Annotated in this window: 20 protein-coding genes and 1 tRNA gene; 10 read left to right on the top strand and 11 right to left on the bottom strand. The window is 67.7% G+C overall.

The window, feature by feature from the left end:
• The first annotated feature begins 85 nt into the window (after nt 1–85).
• Complete coding sequence (locus ATO6_RS11755) at nt 86–706, top strand: thiamine phosphate synthase (protein ID WP_088624188.1); 621 nt, start codon at nt 86–88, stop codon at nt 704–706.
• Here ATO6_RS11755 and ATO6_RS11750 read toward each other — a convergent pair.
• The 3 genes from ATO6_RS11750 to ATO6_RS11740 form a co-directional block, all read right to left on the bottom strand.
• A complete protein-coding gene (locus ATO6_RS11750; RefSeq protein ID WP_088624214.1) occupies nt 699–1496 on the bottom strand; it encodes a 1-acyl-sn-glycerol-3-phosphate acyltransferase in 798 nt (265 codons plus the stop codon). The genes ATO6_RS11755 and ATO6_RS11750 overlap by 8 nt on opposite strands.
• Before the next feature lie 35 nt (nt 1497–1531).
• Complete coding sequence (locus ATO6_RS11745; protein ID WP_088624187.1) at nt 1532–2338, bottom strand: GNAT family N-acetyltransferase; 807 nt, start codon at nt 2336–2338, stop codon at nt 1532–1534.
• A 135-nt stretch (nt 2339–2473) separates the two neighbouring features.
• A complete protein-coding gene (locus ATO6_RS11740; RefSeq protein ID WP_088624186.1) occupies nt 2474–2656 on the bottom strand; it encodes a DUF3553 domain-containing protein in 183 nt (60 codons plus the stop codon).
• 38 nt (nt 2657–2694) lie between these two features.
• On the opposite strand from ATO6_RS11740, the gene ATO6_RS11735 reads away from it, so the two are divergent.
• The 3 genes from ATO6_RS11735 to ATO6_RS11725 all read left to right on the top strand — a co-directional run bounded on the left by ATO6_RS11735 (nt 2695) and on the right by ATO6_RS11725 (nt 5555).
• Entirely contained in the window at nt 2695–3300 is a 606-nt protein-coding gene (locus tag ATO6_RS11735; RefSeq protein ID WP_088624185.1) for a histidine phosphotransferase family protein, read from the top strand.
• Nucleotides 3301–3393: 93 nt separating this feature from the next.
• Nucleotides 3394–5430 carry an ASKHA domain-containing protein gene (locus ATO6_RS11730; protein ID WP_088624184.1) on the top strand — a complete coding sequence of 679 codons (2037 nt, stop codon included), beginning with the start codon at nt 3394–3396 and terminating at the stop codon, nt 5428–5430.
• A gap of 51 nt (nt 5431–5481) precedes the next feature.
• Nucleotides 5482–5555: transfer RNA gene (locus ATO6_RS11725), tRNA-Gly, on the top strand.
• A 71-nt stretch (nt 5556–5626) separates the two neighbouring features.
• Here the strand turns inward: ATO6_RS11725 and ATO6_RS11720 are convergent.
• From ATO6_RS11720 to ATO6_RS11710, 3 genes are all read right to left on the bottom strand, one after another.
• Entirely contained in the window at nt 5627–7165 is a 1539-nt protein-coding gene (locus ATO6_RS11720; protein ID WP_254919130.1) for an MHYT domain-containing protein, read from the bottom strand.
• A 184-nt stretch (nt 7166–7349) separates the two neighbouring features.
• A complete protein-coding gene (gene modA, locus ATO6_RS11715; protein WP_088624183.1) occupies nt 7350–8105 on the bottom strand; it encodes a molybdate ABC transporter substrate-binding protein in 756 nt (251 codons plus the stop codon).
• 36 nt (nt 8106–8141) lie between these two features.
• The gene (locus ATO6_RS11710) at nt 8142–9563 is read right to left on the bottom strand and encodes an MFS transporter (protein WP_088624182.1); all 1422 of its coding nucleotides are present in this window, start codon (nt 9561–9563) and stop codon (nt 8142–8144) included.
• A gap of 213 nt (nt 9564–9776) precedes the next feature.
• Between ATO6_RS11710 and ATO6_RS11705 the strand changes: the two genes are divergently transcribed.
• The gene (locus ATO6_RS11705) at nt 9777–10844 is read left to right on the top strand and encodes an AbrB family transcriptional regulator (protein ID WP_254919129.1); all 1068 of its coding nucleotides are present in this window, start codon (nt 9777–9779) and stop codon (nt 10842–10844) included.
• 13 nt (nt 10845–10857) lie between these two features.
• Here the strand turns inward: ATO6_RS11705 and ATO6_RS11700 are convergent, their stop codons facing one another.
• The 3 genes from ATO6_RS11700 to ATO6_RS11690 all read right to left on the bottom strand — a co-directional run bounded on the left by ATO6_RS11700 (nt 10858) and on the right by ATO6_RS11690 (nt 14968).
• Nucleotides 10858–12165 (bottom strand): RsmB/NOP family class I SAM-dependent RNA methyltransferase, encoded by a 1308-nt coding sequence (locus ATO6_RS11700; RefSeq protein ID WP_088624181.1) that lies wholly within the window; start codon nt 12163–12165, stop codon nt 10858–10860.
• A 43-nt stretch (nt 12166–12208) separates the two neighbouring features.
• Nucleotides 12209–13657: an IMP dehydrogenase gene (guaB, locus tag ATO6_RS11695; RefSeq protein ID WP_088624180.1), complete on the bottom strand. Its 1449-nt coding sequence runs from the start codon at nt 13655–13657 to the stop codon at nt 12209–12211.
• Nucleotides 13658–13768: 111 nt separating this feature from the next.
• Entirely contained in the window at nt 13769–14968 is a 1200-nt protein-coding gene (locus tag ATO6_RS11690; RefSeq protein WP_176440901.1) for an MFS transporter, read from the bottom strand.
• Nucleotides 14969–15063: 95 nt separating this feature from the next.
• Here ATO6_RS11690 and ATO6_RS11685 point away from each other — a divergent pair, with 95 nt between their 5' ends.
• Complete coding sequence (locus ATO6_RS11685; RefSeq protein ID WP_088624178.1) at nt 15064–15981, top strand: LysR family transcriptional regulator; 918 nt, start codon at nt 15064–15066, stop codon at nt 15979–15981.
• Between the two features lie 9 nt (nt 15982–15990).
• Here ATO6_RS11685 and ATO6_RS11680 read toward each other — a convergent pair whose 3' ends face one another.
• Nucleotides 15991–17136 carry a HupE/UreJ family protein gene (locus ATO6_RS11680; RefSeq protein WP_088624177.1) on the bottom strand — a complete coding sequence of 382 codons (1146 nt, stop codon included), beginning with the start codon at nt 17134–17136 and terminating at the stop codon, nt 15991–15993.
• Between ATO6_RS11680 and ATO6_RS11675 the strand changes: the two genes are divergently transcribed.
• The 4 genes from ATO6_RS11675 to ATO6_RS11660 all read left to right on the top strand — a co-directional run bounded on the left by ATO6_RS11675 (nt 17135) and on the right by ATO6_RS11660 (nt 20826).
• Nucleotides 17135–17953 (top strand): DUF4198 domain-containing protein, encoded by an 819-nt coding sequence (locus ATO6_RS11675; RefSeq protein ID WP_369597065.1) that lies wholly within the window; start codon nt 17135–17137, stop codon nt 17951–17953. The two genes, ATO6_RS11680 and ATO6_RS11675, sit on opposite strands and share 2 nt — an antisense overlap.
• 196 nt (nt 17954–18149) lie before the next feature.
• A complete protein-coding gene (locus ATO6_RS11670) occupies nt 18150–19043 on the top strand; it encodes a PfkB family carbohydrate kinase (protein ID WP_088624176.1) in 894 nt (297 codons plus the stop codon).
• A gap of 96 nt (nt 19044–19139) precedes the next feature.
• Complete coding sequence (locus ATO6_RS11665; protein WP_088624175.1) at nt 19140–20057, top strand: pseudouridine-5'-phosphate glycosidase; 918 nt, start codon at nt 19140–19142, stop codon at nt 20055–20057.
• Nucleotides 20058–20139: 82 nt separating this feature from the next.
• Nucleotides 20140–20826 carry a DUF502 domain-containing protein gene (locus ATO6_RS11660; RefSeq protein WP_088624174.1) on the top strand — a complete coding sequence of 229 codons (687 nt, stop codon included), beginning with the start codon at nt 20140–20142 and terminating at the stop codon, nt 20824–20826.
• A 9-nt stretch (nt 20827–20835) separates the two neighbouring features.
• Here the strand turns inward: ATO6_RS11660 and ATO6_RS11655 are convergent, their stop codons facing one another.
• Nucleotides 20836–21870: a patatin-like phospholipase family protein gene (locus ATO6_RS11655; protein WP_088624173.1), complete on the bottom strand. Its 1035-nt coding sequence runs from the start codon at nt 21868–21870 to the stop codon at nt 20836–20838.
• Between the last annotated feature and the right edge of the window lie 94 nt (nt 21871–21964).

The following is a 21964-nucleotide window of genomic DNA, read 5'->3' as shown; positions in this document are numbered from 1 at the left end:
GCCACCCCCCCCCCCCCCCCCTGCCCCCTTCCCCACAAGCCCCGGCCCATGTAAGGAAGCCGCGACCCGAACACACGAGCCCCAAATGTCCGACAAAGACCTTCCCCAGCTCTACCTGATCTCGCCGCGGGATTTCGATCTGTCGGTCTTCCCGGACCAGCTCGCCGCCGTGCTCGATGCCGAAGAGGTCGCCTGCGTCCGCCTCGCCCTCGCCAGCCATGACGAAGACCGGATCAACCGCGCCGCCGACGCGCTGCGCGAGGTGACCCACAAGCGCGACGTGGCGCTGGTGATCGACACCCATTTCGTGCTCGCCGAACGGCTCGGCCTCGACGGGGTGCACCTGATGGACGGCGCGCGCTCGGTCCGCAAGGCACGCAAGGCGCTCGGGGCGGATGCCATCGTCGGCGCCTTCTGCGGCACCTCCCGGCACGAGGGGATGAATGCGGGCGAAGCCGGGGCGGATTACATCGCCTTCGGCCCGGTCGGCGTGACCTCGCTCGGGTCTGGGGATGTCACCGATGACGACCTCTTCGCCTGGTGGTCCGAGATGATCGAGCTGCCCGTGGTGGCCGAAGGCGCGCTGGACACGGACGCCATCGCGCGCCTCGCCCCGATGACCGACTTCTTCGGCATCGGCGACGAGATCTGGACCGCCGACGACCCCAAGGCGGCGCTGGCCGCCCTGCTCGCCCCGATCAGGTGATCTGACGCTCCGGCGGCATCGCGCCCCGCACGGCGGCCTCGGCCGCCGCAGCCAGCGCCTTGCGATCCTTCGCCTCGGCCGCCGCCAGCGGCGTATGCCAGATGACCTGCACCCGGCCACCGCGCGCCGCGCTCAGCATCTGGATGGCGTGCACGCCAAACCCCATTTCGCCGAACCAGCCGTAGAACCGGCGATCCTCACCGTAGGGGGCGTGGTAGATCACCGTGACCGGCTGGACATGCAGGTGCGGCCGCAGCGCCGGGTCGAAGAACGACGCGAAGAGCGTCGTCTTGAAGGGCAGGACACGCATGTTGTCGGTCGATGTGCCCTCGGGGAAGAACAACAGCTTGTGACCGCCGCCCATCCGTTCGCGGAACACCTCGGTCTGGGCCTGCGCCTCGCGCCGGTCGCGGCGGATGAAGACCGTCCCGGTCGCGCGCGCCAGCCAGCCGATCCCGGCCCAGCCCGCCACCTCGGCCTTGGACACGAAGTAGATCCGCTTGGCCGCGTTCAGCACGAAGATGTCGAGCCATGAGGAGTGGTTCGCCACCACCGCGCCGCCTTCCTTCATTGGGCGGCCCGACACCTCCAGCCTCAGCCCGAGGATCTTCAGGCACAGGATGCACACCCCCTGCACCAGCCGGCCCGTCACCGGGCGGTGCATGCCGTAGACCGGGCGCTCCACCAGCCGGATCAACAGCAGCAGGATCAGCCCGCCGAAGTTCAGGATCACCATGGGCACGCCGCGAAGAACCAGCCGCAGCCAGCCCGCCGCCGTCGGGCGCGGCATATCGGGAAAGCCGTCGTCCGGTTGCCAGACCTGTGTCACTGCGGCATCCCCCGCGTATAGATTGCGCGCTGCGTCTCGTTCATCCGGGCGGTGTCGAGGATCAGGCAGACGTCGACGGTGTTGAAATCGTGATCGACATAGGCCCCCTCGCCCACGAAACCGCCCAGCCTGAGGTAGGCCTTGATCAGCGCCGGCACCGCCAGCATGGCGCGGCGCCGGTCGATGTCGGCCTCGGGGATCAGGTCCATGCTCTGGAAATGCTCGGGCTGCGCCCGGACCCTCAGGCCCTCGGGCGCGAGGTGGCGGTGATGCAGCAGCGACAGCGGCTCGGCCAGCGCGGCGATGTCGGTGCCGTGGAACGACGCGACGCCGAACAGCACCTCGATCCGGTTCTCGGCGACATAGCCCGCCAGCGCGTTCCACATATGCCACATCGCGGTGCCGCCCCGGTAGTCCGGCAGCAGGCAGGACCGGCCGAGTTCCAGCAACTTGCGGTTCGAGGCCAGCAGCGGCGACAGGTCGTATTCGGCGTCGGAATAGAAATGCCCGACCGCATCCAGCCGGTCCGAGGGCAGCAGTCGGTAGACCCCGACCGCCCGGTCCCGCGGGTCGGCATCGGTGCGCGCCTCGTCCCACAGGATCAGGTGATCGAAATGCGCATCGAAGGCGTCGCGTTCCAGCCGTTGGGTGTGATCGACCATCGCCCCGTCGCTGCCCAGTTCCTCGACGAAGACCCGGTAGCGCAGGCGCTGCGCCGCCTCGACCTCGGCCGCGCCCTGCGCCAGACGCACCGCGAACCGGGGGGCCGTGCCGGAGGCGCTGTCGGAAGGGGTGGAGGTCATCGAAGGTGTTCCGGGCTGGGGTCGCGGGGTTTTAGGAAAGAGCGCGCGTGCGATCAATCCCCCGCCGTGGTTCCGTCCATACCGGGGCCGACTTCTGCCCGACACAGGTGGGCATTAACGCTTTGGTTACCAGCCTCATGGTTCAAATACCGGGGTAAGCGCAATGCGGGAACTGTCGATCACGACCTTCCCCGTTTCCGGGAAGTTGACAGTGATCTTGCCGCCGATGTTTGATTGGACCTGCCCGGTGCCCCAGTCCGGCTGGGACGGATGCGTCACCAGCATGCCGGGTTCGAGAAGCGCGTTCAGGTCGTCCATTTCAGCAGGGTCCCCGGTCTCGGCGCGAAAGGAGCACCATGTGGCAGTCTAATCACAATCTCGCCGCGCTGATAGGGTCGCGGATCTGTCACGACCTGATCTCACCGATCGGCGCGATCTGCAACGGGCTGGAACTGATGACACTCGACGGCAAGGCCACCTCGCCCGAACTGGCCCTGATCTCGGAATCCGTAAGCAATGCCAACGCCCGGATCCGATTCATGCGCGTGGCCTATGGCGTGGCCAGCCCCGGCCAGACCATCGGGCGGAGCGAAATCGCCTCTATCCTCACCGACATCGGCAGCGGCGCCCGCGTCGGCTTCGACTGGACCCCGACCGGCGAGGTGTCCCGCGCCGAGGCGCGCGAGGTGTTCCTTGCGCTGCAGTGTTTCGAAAGCGCCATGCCGCAGGGCGGCACCGTCACCGTCACCCGCAATGCCACGAATGATGGGTGGGAGGTGTCCGGCCCCGCCGATCCCGATCGACCGGATCCGGCACTGTGGCAGGCGCTCGGCGATCCGGCGCGTCCGGCAACGATCATTCCCGCCCATGTGCAGTTCGCCCTGCTCCCCGCCCTCGTGACCGACCGGGGCCGCCGGATCGGGGTGGAAAACTGTGCTGACGGAATGGTCCTTCGATTCTGAGCTGCCGCGGATCGACCGGATTCCGGCGTTTACCGCCTTTTGCCCCGCCGTCCCCCGCCCTATGGTGCGGGCAAACAGCAGGCACGGCAGGACATGGCTCAGGACCCTCTCGTCATCTTCACCCCCTCCGGCAAACGCGGACGCGTCGCGCCCGGCACCACGGTGCTGTCGGCGGCGCGGCAGCTCGGCGTCGACCTCGACAGCGTCTGCGGCGGCCGTGGCATCTGCTCCAAATGCCAGATCGCGCCGTCGTTCGGCGATTTCCCCAAGCACGGGGTCCATGTCGGCAAGGATGCGCTGAGCGAATGGAACGCGGTCGAGGAACGCTATGACCGGATCCGGGGCCTCAAGGAAGGCCGCCGCCTGGGTTGCCAGGCGCAGATCATGGGCGATCTGGTCGTCGATGTCCCGCCCGAAAGCCAGGTTCACCGCCAGGTCGTCCGCAAGGATGCCGCCGTCCGCGCGATCACGATGGATGCGGCCACCCGCCTCTTCTACGTCGAGGTCGAGGAGCCGGACATGCACGAGCCGTCGGGCGATTTCGAACGCCTCGCCCGCGCGCTGAAGGACCAGTGGGAGATCGAGGCGATCACCGCCGCGCCGACGCTGCTGGCGAAATTGCAGCCGACCCTGCGCAAGGGCGACTGGAAGGTCACCGTCGCGGTCTTTGCCGACCATCGCGGCGGCCCCGCGACGATCACCGAGATCTGGCCGGGCCTGCACGAGGCCGGTCTCTACGGCCTCGCCATCGACCTCGGCTCGACCACCATCGCGGCGCATCTGTGTGATCTGGACACGGGCGAGGTGAAAGCTTCGGCCGGGCTCATGAATCCGCAGATCCGCTTTGGCGAGGACCTGATGAGCCGGGTCAGCTATTCCATGATGAACCCCGGCGGCGACCGCGAGATGACCAAGGCCGTCCGCGCCGCGCTGAACGACCTGGCCAAGGAGATCGCCGATCAGGCCAGCATCGACCCGACGCTGATCGTGGAGACGGTCGTGGTCTGCAACCCGGTGATGCACCACCTGCTGCTCGGCTTCGATCCCGTCGAACTGGGACAGGCCCCCTTCGCACTGGTGACGTCCTCCGCCCTCGCCCTGCCTTCGGCTGAACTTGAGTTTTCGGCCATAAACCCCCGTGCGCAAACGTATATCCTGCCCTGCATCGCCGGCCATGTGGGTGCGGATGCCGCAGCGGTCGCGCTGTCGGAAGAGCCGGAGAAATCCGAAGACCTCGTCCTGATCGTCGACGTGGGCACCAATGCCGAAATCCTGCTCGGCAACACCTCCCGCGTGCTGGCCTGCTCGTCACCTACCGGCCCGGCCTTCGAAGGCGCACAGATTTCCTCCGGCCAGCGCGCCGCGCCCGGCGCGATCGAGCGGATCGAGATCAATCCCGAAACCAAGGAACCCCGCTTCCGGGTGATCGGCTCCGACCTCTGGTCCGACGATCCCGGTTTTGCCGCGGCGACGGCGCAGACCGGGATCACCGGCATCTGCGGCTCCGGCATCATCGAGGCGGTGGCCGAGATGCGGATGGCGGGTCTGCTCGACCCGTCGGGCCTGATCGGCAGCGCCGAGAAGACCGGGACGCCCCGCTGTGAACCGGACGGGCGGACGCATTCCTACCTGATCCATGACGCCACCGCCGACGGCGGACCGAGGATCACGGTCACGCAGGGCGACATCCGCGCGATCCAGCTGGCGAAATCCGCGCTCTACGCGGGCGCGCGCCTGCTGATGGACGAAATGAACGTCGACAAGGTCGACCGCGTGACGCTGGCCGGGGCCTTCGGCGCGCATATCAGCCCGAAACACGCGATGGTTCTGGGGATGATCCCCGACGTGCCGCTGGACAAGGTCACATCTGCCGGCAATGCCGCCGGAACCGGTGCGCGCATCGCGCTGTGCAACCGCGCCGCCCGCGCCCGGATCGAGGCTCAGGTCCGCCGCATCACCAAGGTCGAGACGGCCATCGCCCCACGGTTCCAGGAACATTTCGTCGCCGCCAACGCGATCCCGCACGCGACGGACACCTTTCCGGAACTCTCCAAGGTCGTGTCCCTGCCCGCCGTGTCGTTCAACACCGGCGGCGATGACGGCGGCCGCCGCAGGCGTCGCCGTGGCTGAGGCGACGTCCCGCTTGACTGCCGCAGGGACCGGGGATATTCGGAGCGCCACGCGGGTGTAGCTCAATGGTAGAGCAGCAGCTTCCCAAGCTGACGACGAGGGTTCGATTCCCTTCACCCGCTCCAGTCCCCGACAAGACGCACCGCCTTCGCATCCGGCCTTCAGCAGGCACGGCCGGGACCCGGACAGCGCCCGGTCAGGCGGCCTTGACCAGACGCAGATCCGTTTCCGCGATGCAGTCCGGCAGGCTGACGGTAAAGACCGATCCTGATCCCACCACGCTCCGCGCCCGGATGTCGCCGCCGTGCGACACCGCCAGCTTGCGACAGATCGCCAGCCCCAGCCCGGTGCCGCCCTCGGACCGGTGATCGGCCGTTTCGGCCAGCGAGAAAGCGTCGAAGATGCTGGCCAGACGGTCCTCGGGGATGCCCTTGCCGGTATCCTCGACCTCGATCCGCACGTCGTTGCCGTAGCGTCTGCCGCGCAGGATGACTGTCTTGGCCTGCGAGAACTTCAGCGCATTGCCCAGCAGGTTGTTCACGATCTGCAGGATGCGCCCCCGATCCGCCTCGATGACGATGTTGGCGCAATCGATCCGCACATCCACGCCCTTGGCCATGGCCTGTTCCGCGAACTGTGTTCGCGCGTCTTCCAGCACCCCGGCCAGCGGCATGGCGCTGCGGTTCAGTTCGACCTCTTTCAGCTCCATTCCGGTGTAGTCGAGAATGTCGTTGATCAGCGTCAGCAGGTGACTGCCCGCCGTTGCGACCCGGTCACCATAGAGTTCCGCCTGGCTGCCGAGCGCGTGGAAATGCGGATTGTCCTCGGGGCTGACCGGTTCGCCTTCGGCGGAGTAGCTGGTCTTGATCGACGACAGCAGCGTCGCATAGCCCAGAACGACCGTCAGCGGGGTCCGCAGTTCGTGGCTGAGCACGCTGATGAATTCAGACTTGGCGCGGCTCGCCTGTTCGGCCGCGTTGCGGGCTGCGATCAGTTCCGCGATGTTTTCCAGCCGGGTGCGCTTTTCGACGACATAGCTGGACAGACCGCCCAGAATGACCAGCGCGGCAGTCCCGGCGATCATCATCCCGAGCACCTTGAGCGACTCGGGGTTGATGTAATCCCCGGAGATATCGAGAGGCGAGACCTGGAAGGCCGTCATGCCGGTGAAATGCAGGCTGACGATGCCGAGCGTCAGCAGCCCGGCCATCTTCTCGCCCTTCCAGCGGCGCGCCATGCTGCCGACGTGCAGCGCGAACGCAGGCAGGATCATCGCGATCAGGATCGACGCGACCAGATAGGTCCTGTCCCAGTAGATGATGCCCTGAACACGATAGGCGATCATCCCGGTATAGTGCATCGCGGCAAAGCTCAGACCCAGCACCGCACCGCCAACGGCGGCGGCGCCGCGCCACCGGGACAGGGCCGGCACGGCGAATGCCACCGCGCTGCCTGCAACCGCGATCACCAGAGACACGAAGGTCAGCGTCAGGTCAAAACTGACTGGAACGGCAGGGCGGAAGCCGAGCATCGCGACGAAATGCGTGCCCCAGGCCGAGACCCCGGCGATGGAGGCGGCAAGGGCATGCCATGACAGGGTATTGCCGCCGCGACGCTGGCGCGCATGCCGGTAAAGGCGCGAGGTCACCCAGCTTCCGAAGGCGCAGAGAAGCCCCGCCAGGGCGACGAGGCTCAGGTCGTGCTGAACGGTGATGCAAGAGATAACCGCAAACATGATGAACCCCTGTATTCGTAGTCCTGAAGGTGCGGGTGAAGGGCAGCCAAGGCGCAGACCTGGCGGAACGCCGCCGACCCGTGGACACGGCCGGGGAAACCTCATGTTTCCGTTTCCGCAGCAGCACGTGCCTCACGGGCCGATTGATGAACCGGCGATGCAGGATTTCACAGGGCGGAATGGATTATTCGCTCAGAATTTCAAAGCCCTGCCGCTCGAATGCCACACGGGCGGCATCACCCGACAGATACTCCATCAGGGCCTTCGCGCCGTCGCCCGGTGTGCCGATGGCGGCTGCCGGATAGGTGATCGGCGGATGGCTTTCGACCGAGAAGGTGGCCAGCACCGTGATCCCTTCGGCCACGGCGGCGTCGGTGGCATAGACGATGCCGAGCGGCGCGGCCCCCGTCGTCACCAGCGCCAGCGCGGCCCGCACGTTGTCGGCCTGCGCCAGACGGTCCTCGACCTGTGGCCAGAGCCCGGTCGTGGTCAGGGCCAGCCGCGCATAGATGCCGGCGGGCACCGCATCGACCAGCGCCACCGCCAGCCGTCCGTCAGATCCCAGCATGCCGGCCAGATCGGTTTCGTTCCGCAGCATGACGGGCTCCAGCCCCGTGCCATGCCCGATCAGCACCAGCCGGTTGCCCAGCAGATCCCTACGGCTCTGCGGTGCGACCAGACCCGCCTTTTCGACCTCGTCCATCCAGCCGACATTGGCCGAGATAAAGACATCCGCTGGCGCACCCTGAATGATTTGCCGCGCCAGGGCCGAGGAGCCGGCGAACGAGATGGCCAGATCGTGCCCCGTGGCGGCCTCGAACGCCGGCTCGATGGCGTCCAGCGCGTCCTTGAGGCTGGCGGCTGCGAATAGCGTGACCCGCTCGGCCTGGACGGCGGCGGGGGCAAGGGCAAGGCTGAGCGCAAGAAGGATCCGTTTCATGCGTTATCCATCGCGCCGCCAGCCGCCGGATGCAAGTCACACCGTCCGGCGCGGCACCCGTGCGGCGATCACCGCCCCGACCGCCGCGATGACCGACAGCACCAGAAACGCGTTGCGGAAGGCGGGCCATGCGATCTCGACATCCGTGCGCGTGCCGTCCAGCAGCTCGGCCAGCGGTTCGGCCCCGAAGCCGGGCGTCAGCAGCATGATGACCGGCACGATGGCCGTCCCGGTCGCCGCGCCGAAAGACCGTGACAGCTGCGAAACCGAGGTGACGGCGCCGAAATCCTGCGGCTCGCCCTCGGCCAGGACGATGATCTGCACGGTCGGCATGACCGTGCCCAGCCAGACCGTGGTGCATGTGAACCAGACCGCGTATCCGGTCGGCCCGAGCTGCGGATTGACCAGCGCAAAGCCGCCCAGCATGATCGCAAGCATGGTCAGCCCGATGCCGGGGAACAGGGTCGTCCAGCCGGTGGTGTTGATCATCCGCCCGGTGATCGAGGCCCCGACCGCCGTGGCGGCGACCATCGGCACGAGGGTTGTTCCGATCTCGGCCGCCGAAATACCCAGCTGGACCCGCAGGAAGACCGGCAGCAGCGCATAGATCGACAGCATCAGTGCGCCCTGGCACATGGCCATCGCGTTGGATCGCCGGATCGAGGGATTTTCGAACACCTGCCGCGGCAGCAGGGGCGTTTCCATCCGCCGCTCCCAGAAATACAGCGCGACGACCGCCGCGAGGCAGATGCCGCCCGTCAGCAGAAGCCGGTCAACCGGCGGGCTGTCGCCGTGCCGCAGCGCGTCGATGGAGATCACGAAGGCCGAGAAGGCGATGGCAAGGATGAAGGCCCCGCCGATGTCGATCCCCTTGCGCGAAGACGGCGCGTTCGTGACCTTGAGCCGCAGCAGCATCAGCAGCGCGAAAGCGACGAGGATGGGGTTCAGCAGAAAGATGCTGCGCCAGCCGAAATGCTCGGTCAGGTAGCCGCCGATCACCGGGCCGATGGCGTTCGCCGTGACCGCGACGGTGGCGATATATGCCTGGTACTTGCCCCGTTCGCGCGGCCCGATCACCTGTCCCAGCAGGGCGCTGGCCAGTGCCATCAGCCCGCCCGCCCCCATGCCCTGGATCACGCGGCTGATCGTCAGCATGTCCATGGTCGACGCGAAATGGCACAGGATCGAACCGAAGGTCGAGATCACCAGCCCGATCGCCATGAGCCGCTTGCGCCCGAACATGTCGCCCAGCCGTCCATAGATCGGGGCCGTGACGGCGGCCGCGATCAGGTAGGCCGTCACCGGCCACGTGATCTTTTCCACATCGCCCAGTTCCGACGCGACGAACGGCATCGCCGTCGTGATGACGGACTGGTCGACAAGCGCGATGAAGATGGGAAGGGCAATCGACGGAAAGACGGAAAAGAATGCTTTGCGGCTTTCGGCGGATGTCGGCAAGTTCTGGTCCTCGTCGCGCGAACCCCGCGCGTTTGTGCCTCTCTTTTGCACCGCAGCATCGGGTTGTCGAGATGACCCGAAGCGTTTTCACTCATATGACGGGCGCGGCCTTGCATCCTGCCCAACCGGGGTGCATACGTCAGGAACAATGACCCTCTTTCGACGGATACGGCGGCGCCGCTGAACAGCCCCGCGGCCGGTCCGGAACAGCCCGTGAAAACACCGCTCCGCAGCATCATCATCACTGCCGCCGTGCTTGCGCTCGGCGCCCTCGGGGGCTTTGCCGCCAAGGCCCTCGGGATGCCCCTGCCCTTCATGCTGGGGGCCCTGCTGTCGACCAGCATCATGGTCGTCCTGTTCCCCCGCGCCCTGCCCGCCGACTACAAGACCCCGGTGAATTTCCGCGGCCTTTTCATCGCGCTGATCGGCCTCAGCATCGGGGCGCAGGTGACATGGCAGGTGCTGGGCGATCTGGTACATGCGATCCCAACCTTCATCCTGCTGACCGGGTTCGTTCCGCTGGTTCTGTGGGTCAACTACATGATTTTCCGCAAGATCGGCGGATACGATCCCCCGACCGCCTATTTCTCCTCCACCCCCGGCGGGCTGGTCGAGGCGATGCTCATGGGCGAACAGGCCGGGGCCGACGAACGCCTTGTCGCGATGCAGCAGTTCCTGCGGATCATCATGGTCGTGACGATGGTGCCTGTTGGCCTGTCGATCTACTACGGCCACCCGGTCGGGTCGGCGGCGGGCATGACCTTCAGCCGCGCCGATGCGGGGCTTGAACACTTCCCCGAGGTGATCGTGCTGGTCGTGATCGGCTTTGCCTTCGGCAAGATCGGCCACCTGCCTGCGGGCCAGTTCGTGGGCCCGATGATCGTCGGCATGATCGCCTCGCTTTCCGGCATGGTCGAGGTCGAGGTGCCCGGCTACATGATCAACGCCGCGCAGGTCGTGATCGGCGCGCTGCTCGGGACACGGTTCAACGGGATGAACATCGCGATGATCCTGCGCGGATCGGGGCTGTCGGTCATGTCCGTGGGCTCGATGCTGCTGATCGGCTGCATCTGCTCGGCCATAGCCAAGCCGCTGACCGGCGAGCCATTCGACGTGCTGCTCATCAGCTTCTCGCCCGGCGGGGTGACGGAAATGGCACTGATCGCCCTGTCGCTGCAGGCCAATCCGGCGTTTGTCTCGGTCCACCACATCTACCGGATCGTGCTGACGATCATCGTGATGACCTGGGGCTATCGCCGCTACCTGATCGGCGGACGCTGAGACGAAGTCCGCCTCACGCAGCCGGTTCCGCCGCCCGCTCCATCACCGCCGCAAAGAACCCGTCCGTGTCGTCCCGCGCGGGCGTCAGGGACAGGTGGTCCCCCTGCCCCGACGCCAGGTCCGGCGCGACCTCGGCCAGCGGTCTGAGGCGGAAGGCGGGATGCGCCGACAGGAAGGCCGCGACCTGCGCCTCGTTCTCCTCGGGCAGCAGCGAACAGGTCGCATAGACCAGGCGACCGCCGGGCTTCACCAGACGCGCGGCGCTGGCGAGGATCCGGCCCTGCAGCGCGATCAGGGTGTCGAGGCCCTGCCCGTCCTCCTCGCGCCAGCGGGCATCGGGATTGCGGCGCCACGTTCCGGTGCCGCTGCAGGGCGCGTCGACCAGGACCCGGTCGAAGCCGGCCTTGTGGCGCTTGACCCACTTGTCGGTCTCGCTGGCCAGCAGCCGCGTCTCGGCATTGTGGACGCCGGCCTTGCGGAACCGTTCGGCGGCGCGCTTGAGGCGGCCTTCGCTGACGTCGCAGGCGACGATACGGCCCCGGTTGTTCATCTGCGCGGCGATGGCCAGCGTCTTGCCCCCGGCACCGGCGCAGAAATCGACCACGCGGTCGCCCGGTCCCGCATCGACCAGCAGCGCGACAAGCTGCGAACCCTCGTCCTGTATCTCGACCGCGCCGTCCTTCAGCCCCGGCACCCGCGCGAGCGACAGACGCTCGCGTATCCGTATCCCCTGCGGCGCGCGCGGGGTCGCCTCGGCCTTGAGGCCATGGGCCCGCATGTCGCGCAGAATGGTCTCACGATCGGATTTCAGCGTGTTGACCCGCAGGTCCAGCGAAGGCTCCGTCAGCATGGCCGCCATTTCGGCGGGGAACGACGCGCCGAACCGCGCACGGAGCGGCGCGGCCGCCCAGTCCGGGCATTCGAGGCGCACCACTTCAGGCATCGCGGGGTGCACGATCGTCGCCCCGCGCAGCCTGCCGAGCATCGCTGCCTCGCCCTCCGTCAGCGCGGCGGGCGCGGCACCGTTTCCGCTGAACTGACGCCCGAGCTGATCCGGCGTCCGCCCCTCGGCCAGCGCCAGCCATGCCAGCAGACGGTTGCGCGGCGTGTCGTCCTGACCGAGATGCCCCAGCCACCAGCCAAGCCGCGCCCGATGGCGCAACAGCGCGTCGAGCAGCCCAAGGATCGCGCCCCGGTCCGCATCGTCCAGCCTGCGTCGTCCCCGGAGCCATGCGGCCACGGTGGAATCCGCCGGACGCGCGGCGCGCTCGACGTCCTCGATCAGCTCGAGGCTGGCTTGCAGGCGGGCGGCGGGTGTCATGGTCCTGTGGTCACCATCGAAGCGGGTCGGTGTGGCCGTAGCCTCAGCCGATTCGGTAGTTCGGGCTCTCGCGGGTGATCTGAACGTCGTGCACGTGGCTTTCCTTGAGCCCCGCGCCGGTGATCTTCACGAACTGGCAGTTGTTGCGCATTTCCTCGACGGTCGCGCAGCCGGTGTAGCCCATGGCCGCCCGCAGGCCGCCGACGAGCTGGTGGATCACCGCGCCCGCGCTGCCCTTGTAGGGCACCTGCCCCTCGATCCCTTCCGGCACCAGCTTGTCGCTGGCGGCATCCTTCTGGAAATACCGGTCCGCCGAGCCGCGCGCCATGGCGCCGAGCGATCCCATGCCGCGATAGCTCTTGAAGCTGCGGCCCTGGTAGAGGATCACCTCGCCCGGGCTTTCGTCCGTCCCGGCGATCATCGAGCCGACCATCGCGACCGAAGCGCCCGCCGCGATCGCCTTGGCGAAATCGCCAGAGAACTTGATGCCGCCATCCGCGATGACCGGGACATCGCCCGCCGCGCCGGCGCAATCCATGATCGCGGTCAGTTGCGGCACGCCGACGCCGGCGACCATCCGCGTGGTGCAGATCGAACCGGGGCCGATGCCCACCTTGATCGCATCCGCACCGGCCCCGATCAGGGCGCGGGTGGCTTCGGACGTGGCGACGTTGCCCGCCACGACCTGCACTTCGTTCGACAGGCGCTTCACCCGTTCGACCGCATGGGCCACGCCTTCGGAATGGCCGTGCGCCGTGTCGATCACGATCAGGTCACAGCCCGCATCCACCAGCGCCTGCGACCGCTCGAAGCCCGCATCGCCGACGGTGGTCGCGGCGGCGACGCGCAGGCGGCCCAGCTGGTCCTTGCAGGCGGTCGGGTTCAGGACGGCCTGTTCGGTGTCCTTGAGCGTCAGCAGCCCGGTCAGGCGGCCGTCCTTGTCGGTGATCAGCAGCTTCTCGATCCGGCGGGCCTTCATGAGCGAGATGGCCTCGTCCCGGTCGGCGGGTTCCTGCATGATGGCGAGGTCGTTGCCGGTCATCATCGCGTGGACCGGAGTGCGCTCGTCCGAGGCGAAGCGCATGTCGCGGTTGGTCACGATGCCGACCACCCGGCCCTTTTCGTCCACCACCGGGAAACCGCTGACCTTGTACTGGTCGCGGAGCGCGTTTGCGTCGGCCAGTGTCTGGTCAGGGCGCAGGGTGACGGGCGAATAGACGATGCCGCTTTCGAACCGTTTGACGCGCCGGACCTCGTTGGCCTGGGCGAGGATGTCGAGGTTGCGGTGGATCACCCCCATGCCGCCCGCCTGCGCCATGCAGATCGCCATCGAGCTTTCGGTCACGGTGTCCATGGCCGAAGACAGCAGCGGGATATTGAGGGCGATCGACTTGGTGACACGAGTCCTTGTGTCGGCTGTGCTGGGCAGCACCGATGAGGCGGCAGGCACCAGAAGGACGTCGTCGAATGTGAGGGCCTCACGAATCTCCATTGCGCATCTCCATGGACAGATCGTTTGGCGCTTCCCTATTGCATGGATGCGGCGGAGTGGAAAGGGCGAAACCGACAGTGTTTCGCCCGCGCCGCCGCATTGCAGCGTCGTTCAGACCTCGGCCGGGCGCGGCGGCCGTGTTCCGCCCGCCAGCACGATGAAGGCCGCCGCCAGCAGCGGCAGCACCGCCACGGCCAGCATACCGCCGCCCAGCCGGAACGCACCGATCAGCGGCGCCGAGACCAGCGGCGACAGGAACTGCCCGCCGAAGACCGACATGGTGAACAGGCCCCCGGCCCGGCCCCGCATCCGCATCGGCACCAGCGACATGAAGAAGGCGATGAAGTTGGGGAACATCACGCCGAGCGGCGCCCCCGCGACAGCGACGCCGAGGACGGTCATCCAGACGGAGGTGGCCATCGCCACCAGCGCGATCCCGACGCCCATGGCGAAGAACGCCACGGCCATGATCTGGAGCGGTTCGGCAAAGCGCCGGATCCGTCCGTAGAGCAGCGCGCCGGGGATCGACACCAGCGTGCCGGTGGACAGGATCATCCCGGTCAGCAGCGGCCCGGCCAGCCCGCGTTCGTCAAGGATGAAGGGCAGCCGCGTCGGCAGGGCGTAGAAGGCGATCATCGACACCATCGCGAACGGCCCGACCCACAGGAAAGCGCCCCAGGGAAAGCCGCCTTCGACATCCACCTCGCCGGTCGGGCCGGTCGGCACCCGGCCCGACACCCGTTTCAGCGCGACCCATGCGAGGATCATCAGCGGCACGGAAAAGGCATAGATCCCGAACGGCGCCCGCCAGTGCATCCCCGCCAGCAGGCCGCCGGTGGTCATGAAGACGATCCCGCCGAAATTCATCGCCGCGACCTGAAACCCGGTGAACCGGTCCCGCGCGGCCCCGTGCCAGAGCGTGCCGATATAGGCCGACGCGATCGTCATCGTGCCCGCGACGCCAAGGCCCAGGAACACCCGGCCCACGAGCATCGCGGCAATGCTGTCGACGAACAGGCCCGACGCGCCGCCAAGCGCATAGACCAGCATGGCGAGGACCAGCATCGGCCGCTTGTCATAGCGGTCGGCCAGCACGCCGATCGGCCCGGCGGCCAGAACGACGAACAGGGACGGCAGCGTCACGACCAGCCCGGCAAGGGTTTCGATCCCCGGCGTATCGGCAAAATGGTCGCGCAGACCCGGCAGTGCCGGGGCGATGGTGGCGTTGGCCATGACCGTCAGGCTGGACGCGCCAAGGACGGCGGCCGTGACGATGGCGGGAACATGGCTGTGCTGGTCAGGATGAGACATCGGATTCCGGAAATCGTGGGGAGACTTGCGGCGGACCATGCCATCGGACAAAATCATGTGCAATTGCCGCATAACCGTCATCAGATGACAGAATCATGGACACCGAACTTGACCTAACGGCGCTCCGCGCCTTCCACTCGGTCGTTCGCGCCGGCTCTTTCGCAGCCGCCGCCCGCGACCTGAACGCACCCCGCTCGACCATCGCGAAACGGGTGGCGGACCTGGAAACCTCGCTCGGGGTCCGGCTGGTCGAACGCACCACCCGTTCTATGCGGGTCACGACCGAGGGCGAGGTGCTGGCCGCCCGCGCCGAGCGCCTGCTGGCCGAGGCGAACGACCTGCGGCGAACGCTGACCGATTCCGGTCAGGCCCCGCGCGGTCACCTGCGGATCGGGGTGCCGGACCTGTTCGAACAGATCACGATGGGCCGCGTCGGCGCACGGCTGCGCAAGGCCCATCCCGACATCACGCTCGAAGTCGTGACATCCCACGGTCAGGGCGACCTGATGGAATCGGACCTGGACGCCGTCATCATCTTCGGCCCGCTTCCGGATTCCTCGCTGGTGTCGCGCCTGCTGGTCCGCGGGTCGATGACACTGGTGGCCGCGCCGGACCTGCCCGGCCTCGACAGCCTGCGCCACCCGCGTGACCTGCTGAAGCTGCCGCTGATCGACGTCCCCAGCCACTGGGTCCGCGAATGGCGCTTCGTGCGCGAGGACGAGGACGAGGTGCTGAGGATCGCCCCGGCGATCAGCTTTACCTCGATGCTGGCGGCAAGGGACGCGGCGCTGCTCGGGGCCGGGGTGGCCAAGCTGCCGACGATCCTCGCCCAGGCCGAGATCCGCGAGGGGCGACTGGTCAAGGTGCTGCCGGACTGGGACGCCCCGGCCAAGGACCTCTACGTCCTCGTGCCCTCGGCCCGGTCGGTCACGACCCGGCTCCGCGCCTTTCTCAACGTCCTTGGGCAGGACCTGACCGAGGCGGCCGAAGCCGGCAGGCTGCAACTGGCCTGACCGGCGCGGTCAAAGGACCGTCCGTTCGACGAACCAGTAGGCGCCGACCAGCCCGATCACGACCGATGCGGGCACGGCGATGGCCGCGCGATACCAGCTCTCATGCCGGAACCATGCCCCGACGGCGAGGAAGGCTATGGCGATCACGGTCAGCTGGCCCAGTTCCACCCCCACGTTGAAGCCAAGCAACGCGGGAATGAACTGGTCGTCGGGCAGGCCGAATTCACCGAGCACCGAGGCGAAGCCGAGCCCGTGCAGCAGGCCGAACAGGAAGACCACGACCGGTCGCCAGCGATGCAGGTTGGACGAGAACACGTTCTCGATCGCGATGAAGGTGATCGAGGCGGCGATCAGCGGCTCGACCACGCTGCCCGGCACGTTGACCCAGCCAAGCGCGCCGAGCGCCAGCGTCACTGTATGAGCAGCGGTGAAGGCCGAGACCTGCCACAGCAGCGGGCGGAGATGCGGCGACAGGAAGAACAGGCCGAGCACGAACAGGATGTGATCCAGCCCCTTGGGCAGGATGTGGTCGAAGCCGACGGGGATATACTGGGCGAAGGCCGACAACCCGGTCTGCCCCGCATGGCCCTCGACCGAGATCGGCGGCGAGGACTGGCCGCCGTCGAGATAGCCCGACCAGCCGTCCTCCACCCCCACGTGGCGCAGGATCAGCGTCCCCTGCCCCTTGCCCCAGGAAGAGACCAAGGTGTCGGTGCCCGCAGGCAGCTCGCCCGTCAGGATCAGCCGCGTCGGGCGCGGCAGCGACACATCACCGATCTCGCTCGCCTCCACATCCCCGAGCGCCAGCGGGATCGTGGTGCCGTCGCCGGTGGCCAGGGCCATGCCCGGCGCCAGTTGCGGCCAGATCGTGTTCATCCTGCGCGCGATCTCCTCCGGCGGCAGGGCGCGCAGGGCGTCGTAATCGGCAGAGCCTTCGGCCTCGTTGGTATCGGTGATCCCGTCGAGGTTGATCCCCGCCAGCACCGCCTCGGCGTTCAGACGGATCTCGACGCGGACGGAGGCGCCTTCGGTCGACAGATCGGCGATGGCGGGCTGCACCTCGTGCGCTGTCAGGGCCGACGCGAGGGTCACGAACGCGAGCGTGATAAGCGTCAGGATTGACTTTCCGAATGGTCCGGACAGTGTCTGTGCCATGATGATCCTTCGCCTTCTCGCCGCTGCATGTTTGTTGTTGCCTCTCCTAACTACGGGAGGCAAGGCACATGAGTTCTGGATCGAGCCGGAAAAATATCAGGTGGACGCCGGCGGGACGGTGACGGCACAGCTTCGCAACGGTCAGGGCTTCAAGGGCGCGCCGCTGTCGTGGTTCGACCGCCGCAACCGGCGGGTGGAGCAGATGCTGGGCGACGATGTCGCCCCGATCACCGGACGCCCCGGCGACATCCCGGCGCTCTCGGTCCCTGCGGATGGCGACGGGCTGATGGTGCTGGTCCATGAAAGCACGGCGACGCTGCTGACCTACGACGGCTGGGACAAGGTCGTGCAGTTCGTGGAACACAAGAACTTCCCGTGGTTCTTCGCCCGACATGCCGAACGCGGACTGCCGGAGGAAGGCGTGAAGGAGGTCTATACCCGCTATTCCAAGGCGCTGGTCGGTGTGGGCGGGGCTGCGGGCGCGGACCACGCCGCCGGGCTGGCGGTCGAATTCGTGGCGCTGAACAATCCCTACGTCGATCCGCCGGCTGACGGAATGCGTGTGCGGCTGCTCTATCAGGGCGCGCCCCTGCCGGATGCGCAGGTCGAGGTCTACGAGAAGGCGGCCGGCGAGGTCACCGTCACCAAGCTGCGCACGGGTGAGGACGGAGAGGTCGTGGTGCCAATTGTGCCGGGCCACAGCTACCTACTGGACCACGTGGTGCTGCGCGAACCAGATCCGGACACCGAACACGCCGCCGAGGCGATGTGGGAAAGTCTCTGGGCGTCGATGACATTCGCGGTTCCGGCGGACTGAGGGCGCCGGAACGTGGGGCCGAGGCGTCGGGCGTTGAGCCTGTCGCCGTTGCGCCGGTGACGGCCCACCGGTGCGCTGTATTCGCCCCCTGAGGTATCTTGAACCGGAACACGCAGGGGATCGTCCTGGTCCGCGTTACCGCGGGGTGAACGTGCATGGGGCTTGTCGCGGACCGCGGGACGGGACATGAGAGGGCATGAACGAAACGCCTGACATCCTTTGCATCGGCGCGGTCCTGTGGGACATCATCGGCCGCTCTGCCAGCCACATGCGGGCCGGGTCCGACGTGCCGGGGCGGATCACGCGGCTGCCGGGGGGCGTGGCGATGAACATCGCCATGGCGGCCGGACGGTTCGGGATGCGCCCCGCACTGCTGACCGCCGTCGGACGGGATGCGGAAGGCGAGGAACTGATCGCCGCCTGCCGGGCGCTCGGGATGGAGACGGGTTTCGCCTATCGCTCCGAGGACCTGCCCACAGACCGCTACATGGCGGTCGAAGGCGCGAACGGGCTGATCGCGGCCATCGCCGATGCGCATTCGCTCGAGGCGGCGGGGGCACGCATCCTCGCACCGCTCAGGGACGGACGGCTGGGATCCACGGCACGGCCATGGACCGGGCGGATCGCGCTGGACGGCAACCTGACGGTTGCGCTGCTGCGCGAGATCGCGGGCGACGCCTGTTTCGCCGCCGCCGATCTGCGGATCGCGCCCGCCTCGCCCGGCAAGGCCGAGCGGCTGCATGTGTTCCTGGGGCATCCGCGCGCGGTGTTCTACGTCAATCTCGAGGAGGCCGGGCTGCTGTGCCAGACCGAGTTCGCCGACAGCGCCACGGCGGCCGAAGCCCTGCACGCCCGCGGCGCGGCCCGCGCGGTCGTCACCGATGGCGGACGGATGGCCAGCGATGCCGGACCGCACGGGCTGGTCAGCCGCACGCCGCCGGAAGTTCTGGTGACGCGCGTGACCGGGGCCGGCGACACCTTCATGGCCGCGCATATGGCCGCCGAGACGCGCGGCATGGCGCCGGGCGATGCGATGGAACGGGCGCTGCAGGCTGCGGCGACCTATGTCTCGGGCGACAACGCCCTGTAACGCAACACTTATCCGGCGAAGTTCGCGCCTTGGGCGAGACACTTCGGGCGGAACCGCAGCCAGAAAAGGCAAGTCACTGTGGATATTCAAGATTTCATGGACATCGCCCCTGAACCGCAGGCGGCACTGGCAGACGGCGGCGCGGTGGTGGCGCTGGAGAGCACGATCATCACCCACGGCATGCCCTGGCCCCAGAACTACGAGACCGCGCAGACCGTCGAGGCCGAGATCCGCGCGGCCGGCGCGGTGCCCGCGACCATCGCGGTGATCGGCGGCCGGCTGCAGATCGGGCTGACCGCCGACCGGCTGGAAACGCTGGCGCAGGCGCGTGACGTGGCCAAGCTGTCGCGGGCGGACATGGCGGCTTGCATGGCCACCGGCGGGACCGGGGCGACGACCGTGGCCTCGACCATGATCGCGGCGCGGCTGGCGGGGATCGGTGTCTTTGCCACGGGAGGGATCGGCGGCGTGCACCGCGGCGCGGAGACGAGCTTCGACATCTCGGCGGACCTGCGGGAGCTGGCCCAGACCCCGGTGACGGTGGTGGCGGCGGGCGCCAAGGCGATCCTCGACCTGCCGAAGACGCTGGAGGTGCTGGAAACCCTGGGCGTTCCCGTCATGGCATACGGTCAGGACGAGTTCCCCGCCTTCTGGTCCCGCAGCTCTGGCCTTCCCGCACCGCTGCGTATGGACAGCGCGGCCGATGTGGCGCGGGCGCAGGCCATGCGCCGCGCGCTCGGGCTGCCGGGCGGACAACTTGTGGCGAACCCGGTGCCCGTGGCGGACGAGATCCCGGCCGCCGAGATCGGCCCGATCATCGCCGCCGCACTGGACGAGGCCGCGGCGCAGGGAATCGCGGGCAAGGCCGTCACGCCGTTCCTGCTGGCCCGGATCTTCGAGCTGACCGAGGGGCGGTCGCTGACCACCAACATCGCGCTGGTGCGGCACAACGCCCGGCTGGCGGCCGAGATCGCGCTGGAACTTGCGGCACTGGGTCCCATGCTTGCGAAATAGGCAGGCAGAACGCAGGCCGAGCATTGTGTGTGCACAAGCGCCGCCCTAAGTTCTGGAGGTTCTTCAATTCCCGCGGCAGGCCATGAACGATCCCCTGAACGAACCCCTTCGACGCCCGACCATCCTGGGACGCCTGCGGTCGAGCTTTCTGACCGGGATCGTCGTCATCGCACCGATCGCGCTGACGATCTGGCTGCTGTGGACCTTCGCGGGCTGGGTCGACGGCGTGGTGCTGCCGCTGGTGCCGGTCCGGATGAACCCCGAGAAGTACATCGGGATCAACCTGCGCGGCGTCGGCATCATCTTCTTCCTGCTGTTCACCATCGTGGTCGGCTGGATGGCGAAGGGGCTGCTCGGCCGGTCGCTGCTGCGGTTTGCCGAAAGCCTGGTGGACCAGCTGCCGGTGGTGCGGTCGGTCTACAACGGGGTCAAGCAGATCGCCGAGACGGTCTTTGCCCAGACCGAGCGGAGTTTCGAGAAAGCCGTTCTGGTGGAATATCCCCGGCGCGGCATCTGGGCGATCGGGTTCATCTCGACCGATGCCAAGGGCGAGATCAACGAGCGGCCCCAGACCATGTCACCGCTGGTGTCCGTCTTCGTGCCGACCACGCCGAACCCGACCTCGGGCTTTCTGCTGTTCTTTCCCAAGGACGATGTGCTGGAGCTCGAGATGACCGTCGAGGATGCCGCCAAGCTCGTGATCTCGGCCGGGCTGGTCTATCCGAACGCCAAGGACCCGACGCGGCCCCTGCCCCACGCCGCGCGCTGAGGCCGGTTCTCAGCCGAACATCGCCCTCAGGTCGACCGAGGATCGCTTGCCGATGTGCTGGCGGCTTTCCTCGAGGAACCGCTCCGCACTGAGGCGGCCCGCCGCCTTGAGGCGGTTCAGCAGGTAGGGGTTGGGCAGCAGTTTGGTCGCCACGGACAGTTCGCGCATCAGCTCGTCATCCGACACCAGATGGACATGGACGTCGCGCATCGTCCCCTTCGGCACGTTGCCATGGGCGATCAGGCGCTGGACGAACTCGATGGCCCGCAATTCGCGCAGCAGCGAGGAGTTGAAGCTGATCTCGTTGATCCGGTTCTGGATCGCCTGCGGGGACTTGGGGATCTCGTCACGTTCCAGCGGATTGATGTTCACGATCACCACGTCTTCCGGGTAGCCGGGTGTGAAGAGCGGGAACAGCGCCGGATTGCCGGTATAGCCGCCGTCCCAGTAGGCCTCGGTCCGGCCGGTGTCGGGATCGGTGATCTCGACCGCCTGGAACAGCGTGGGCAGGCAGGCGGAGGCGAGGATCGCATCGGTGGTGATCGCCTCGTCCGAGAACACGCGGATCTTGCCGGTGCGGACGTTGGTGGCGCAGATGAAGAGATCGGGACCACCCTGCCCGCAGACCTTCGCATAGTCGAAATCGTCCACCACCGCGCGCAGCGGGTTGGTGTAGAACGGCCCGTAGGCATAGGGCGAGGTCATCCGCGAGACCGTATCGGCCAGCGTGTAGGGGAAGGAATATTCGATCGCGCGGGCGAACTGTCCGGTCAGGCTGAGGTTCCCGGCCATCCACGCGGGCAGGCGCATGTCGGTGACGGCGCCCATCCGGGACCAGAGGCGGTCAAGCTCCGCCCGCGCGCCCTCCCGCCCGTTCGCGGCCATGCCAGCCTTGAAGGCGGCCCCGTTCAGCGCGCCCGCGGATGTGCCGGTGATCGCCGCGATCTCGAGGTCGTCCTCGTCCAGCAGGCGGTCGAGCACCCCCCAGGTGTAGGCGCCATGTGCGCCGCCGCCCTGCAGGGCGAGATTGATGCGGTGTGTCATTGCCATGCGCTCGTCGGGCCCTTGCGCGCCCGCCTCGCAGTCGCTGCGAGATTGGTTGGTGTGGTGAAGGCGGAGGGGATGGAGGGGGGCTGTC

It is taken from the genome of Oceanicola sp. 22II-s10i, assembly GCF_002210105.1.
Taxonomy (GTDB): domain Bacteria; phylum Pseudomonadota; class Alphaproteobacteria; order Rhodobacterales; family Rhodobacteraceae; genus Pseudooceanicola.
This window is presented reverse-complemented; position numbering and strand designations above follow the sequence as displayed.

Excerpts from the sequence above, each read along its gene's own strand:
- ATO6_RS11740 (WP_088624186.1), bottom strand. The coding sequence starts at position 2,656 with ATGGACGACCTGAACGCGCTTCTCGAACCCGGCATGCTGGTGACGCAT.
- ATO6_RS11735 (WP_088624185.1), top strand. The coding sequence starts at position 2,695 with ATGTGGCAGTCTAATCACAATCTCGCCGCGCTGATAGGGTCGCGGATC.
- ATO6_RS11720 (WP_254919130.1), bottom strand. The coding sequence starts at position 7,165 with ATGTTTGCGGTTATCTCTTGCATCACCGTTCAGCACGACCTGAGCCTC.
- ATO6_RS11745 (WP_088624187.1), bottom strand. The coding sequence starts at position 2,338 with ATGACCTCCACCCCTTCCGACAGCGCCTCCGGCACGGCCCCCCGGTTC.
- ATO6_RS11660 (WP_088624174.1), top strand. The coding sequence starts at position 20,140 with ATGAACGATCCCCTGAACGAACCCCTTCGACGCCCGACCATCCTGGGA.
- ATO6_RS11690 (WP_176440901.1), bottom strand. The coding sequence starts at position 14,968 with ATGTCTCATCCTGACCAGCACAGCCATGTTCCCGCCATCGTCACGGCC.
- ATO6_RS11680 (WP_088624177.1), bottom strand. The coding sequence starts at position 17,136 with ATGGCACAGACACTGTCCGGACCATTCGGAAAGTCAATCCTGACGCTT.
- ATO6_RS11750 (WP_088624214.1), bottom strand. The coding sequence starts at position 1,496 with ATGCCGCGCCCGACGGCGGCGGGCTGGCTGCGGCTGGTTCTTCGCGGC.
- ATO6_RS11700 (WP_088624181.1), bottom strand. The coding sequence starts at position 12,165 with ATGACACCCGCCGCCCGCCTGCAAGCCAGCCTCGAGCTGATCGAGGAC.
- ATO6_RS11665 (WP_088624175.1), top strand. The coding sequence starts at position 19,140 with ATGGACATCGCCCCTGAACCGCAGGCGGCACTGGCAGACGGCGGCGCG.
- ATO6_RS11675 (WP_369597065.1), top strand. The coding sequence starts at position 17,135 with ATGATGATCCTTCGCCTTCTCGCCGCTGCATGTTTGTTGTTGCCTCTC.
- ATO6_RS11685 (WP_088624178.1), top strand. The coding sequence starts at position 15,064 with ATGGACACCGAACTTGACCTAACGGCGCTCCGCGCCTTCCACTCGGTC.
- ATO6_RS11730 (WP_088624184.1), top strand. The coding sequence starts at position 3,394 with ATGGCTCAGGACCCTCTCGTCATCTTCACCCCCTCCGGCAAACGCGGA.
- modA (WP_088624183.1), bottom strand. The coding sequence starts at position 8,105 with ATGAAACGGATCCTTCTTGCGCTCAGCCTTGCCCTTGCCCCCGCCGCC.
- ATO6_RS11670 (WP_088624176.1), top strand. The coding sequence starts at position 18,150 with ATGAACGAAACGCCTGACATCCTTTGCATCGGCGCGGTCCTGTGGGAC.
- ATO6_RS11655 (WP_088624173.1), bottom strand. The coding sequence starts at position 21,870 with ATGACACACCGCATCAATCTCGCCCTGCAGGGCGGCGGCGCACATGGC.
- guaB (WP_088624180.1), bottom strand. The coding sequence starts at position 13,657 with ATGGAGATTCGTGAGGCCCTCACATTCGACGACGTCCTTCTGGTGCCT.
- ATO6_RS11755 (WP_088624188.1), top strand. The coding sequence starts at position 86 with ATGTCCGACAAAGACCTTCCCCAGCTCTACCTGATCTCGCCGCGGGAT.